The organism is Roseateles sp. (genome assembly GCF_036404855.1).
GTDB lineage: Bacteria > Pseudomonadota > Gammaproteobacteria > Burkholderiales > Burkholderiaceae_C > Pelomonas.
This window is the reverse complement of record NZ_DASWYS010000242.1, coordinates 1-2,009: the sequence shown is the minus strand read 5'-3', so window position 1 is coordinate 2,009 and position 2,009 is coordinate 1. Positions and strand designations below refer to the sequence as shown.

Annotated in this window: 2 protein-coding genes; one reads left to right on the top strand and one right to left on the bottom strand. The window is 65.5% G+C overall.

Annotated elements, in window-relative coordinates; all coding sequences use genetic code 11:
- The first annotated feature begins 360 nt into the window (after positions 1 to 360).
- Positions 361 to 1,206, top strand: a complete 846-nt coding sequence (locus VGF12_RS16075) for a hypothetical protein (protein WP_331047573.1) — start codon at positions 361 to 363, stop codon at positions 1,204 to 1,206.
- A gap of 74 nt (positions 1,207 to 1,280) precedes the next feature.
- Here the strand turns inward: VGF12_RS16075 and VGF12_RS16070 are convergent.
- Positions 1,281 to 2,009, bottom strand: a 729-nt coding sequence (locus VGF12_RS16070) for a hypothetical protein (protein WP_331177054.1), incomplete at its 5' end; no start/stop codon positions are given.

Below are 2,009 nucleotides of genomic sequence, written 5' to 3'. Positions count from 1 at the left end.
GTGCCGGCCACGATGCCGAAGCCCTGTCCGCTCGCCGCGAGCGCGCGCAGTTCGGCGCCACGGGTGCGCTCCAGGAAGGTGTCGAGGTGCAGCCCGACCGCCAATTCGATGGTCTCGCAGGCGGCGCGAGTGGGGGCGATGACAATGACCCGGCCCGTGGCGGGCTTGGCTGCCACGAAGGCATCCCGGTCGGGCGGCAGGTAACGATCCTGGGGAGTGCGCACTCTGCAAGCTACACCGTAGCACCAGAGAGTTACGGGCTGATCAGGACGGGGCTAATTTTAAAGGCTGTCATGGCCCCGCTCGCTTGAAGCGTTCCGTCTGGCCTGAATACGGCCGGGCACCACGAAACATCCACTCATGCTGCGCGACGCTGTATTTCGCTCTGGTGCCCCAGCGCTGATTGCGTCGGTATGCCTGCTCGCCATGGCCTACCTTGCCACCGTCCATCGCGAGCGACTGGCGCGGTATTGGACCGTAGCCTGGGCGCTGTTGCTCGCGCGATACGGATGGAATGCGTACTTCACCCCGTTCGCCAACGAGTGGATCCTCCTCGGGGCGTTGGTACTCCGCATCGGATTCAGCGTGACCGTACTTGCTGGCGCCTTTGCCCTGCGCGGAGAGCGCCTTTCGCCGCAGGCCATGCTGGCCTGGGCCGTGGGAGCGCCGTTGGTGGGGCTGGCCGTGGCCACGGTGACCGACGTGCCGGGTGTGCTGCCACTCGTCTCCACCGGCGTCATGCTGATCATGCTGACGATTGCGGCCTGGCGGCTGGCCACAGCCACGATGTTGCCCACCGTCGAGCGCATGGGCACGGCCTTCGCGTTGGCGACGTACGCCGTCGTATCCACCATCCTGCCCCGGCTGCCCGACGGCACGGGCATTTTTCAGGCAGCGACACTGGCGGCGTGGGCAGCGCAGCTCATCACGAGCTTTGGGTTGCTCGCAACCTTCCTGCGCATCTCTCACGACCGCGAAGTGTCATCGCATCGCACGCTGGAAACACGATTGACCCACGCCCTCGGTGGCTTCGTGCAGCTGTGTATGCACTGCAAAGCGGTGCGCGACGACCGGCTGCAGTGGCAGCCCCTCGAACGCTTCGTCGCCAAGCGCACAGCGTCCAAGCTGTCGCACGGCATCTGCCAGGACTGCGCGAAGGAGCACTATCCGGACGACTGGTCGGACATGCCCACACAGCGCGCCTAGACAAGAGTATGGTATGCAACACGAACGGGACGCCATTTGGCGGCCCGTTCGTTTGTCAGCGAAACACGAAAGAATCAGCGCTGAATCAACTTGGTGCGCTGCCCATTGCGGAAGATCTCCACGCGATCGGCTCGTCCGTCGCGATTGGAATCGGTCCACACCTGCAGCAGTTCGCCCTGCGCGTCCAGGAAGATGGCGCGCCACGGTACGCCGCCGCGTCCTTGTTCAGGTACGCGCACAATGAACTCGTTGGTGCCGATCCACTGCATGACCTCCACACTGCCACGCCCGTCGATGACGTCCATCGCGCTGCGCATCTGCGGCAGCACCTGCGGATAGGCGCGCGACGCGAACTCGGGCAGATCATCACAACGCCCATCGCGATCGAGATCGTTGCACACCGGTGGGCCGTAGCGCAGGTCGTCGCACCAGCCGTCGCCGTCGCGGTCCAGGCAGGTGGAAGAGCCGGTGCCGGGCGGGCGCACGCCGGGATTCTGCGTGAAGTAACGGGGGTCCATCACAGCGCCCGGCACCACCACACCACCGGGCGTGATGTACCCGCCCTGTGACGATTGTGGCCCCTGCGGTGACACCATGCCCCCCGGATACGACGAAGCCGGCGAAGAATTCGCCGGCCGGTCGCCATACAACTGCTCATCCGTGACCTTCTTCTGCTCCCAGGCCTCGCGCGCCCGACCATCGGGCGCCGAAGCCAGCGGCGGAATCAAGGGTGGCCCTTTCTTCTCAGCGCCCTTGAGCCGGTTGACTGGCAGCTCGTCCATCTTCTTGCCGCCCGACTTGGC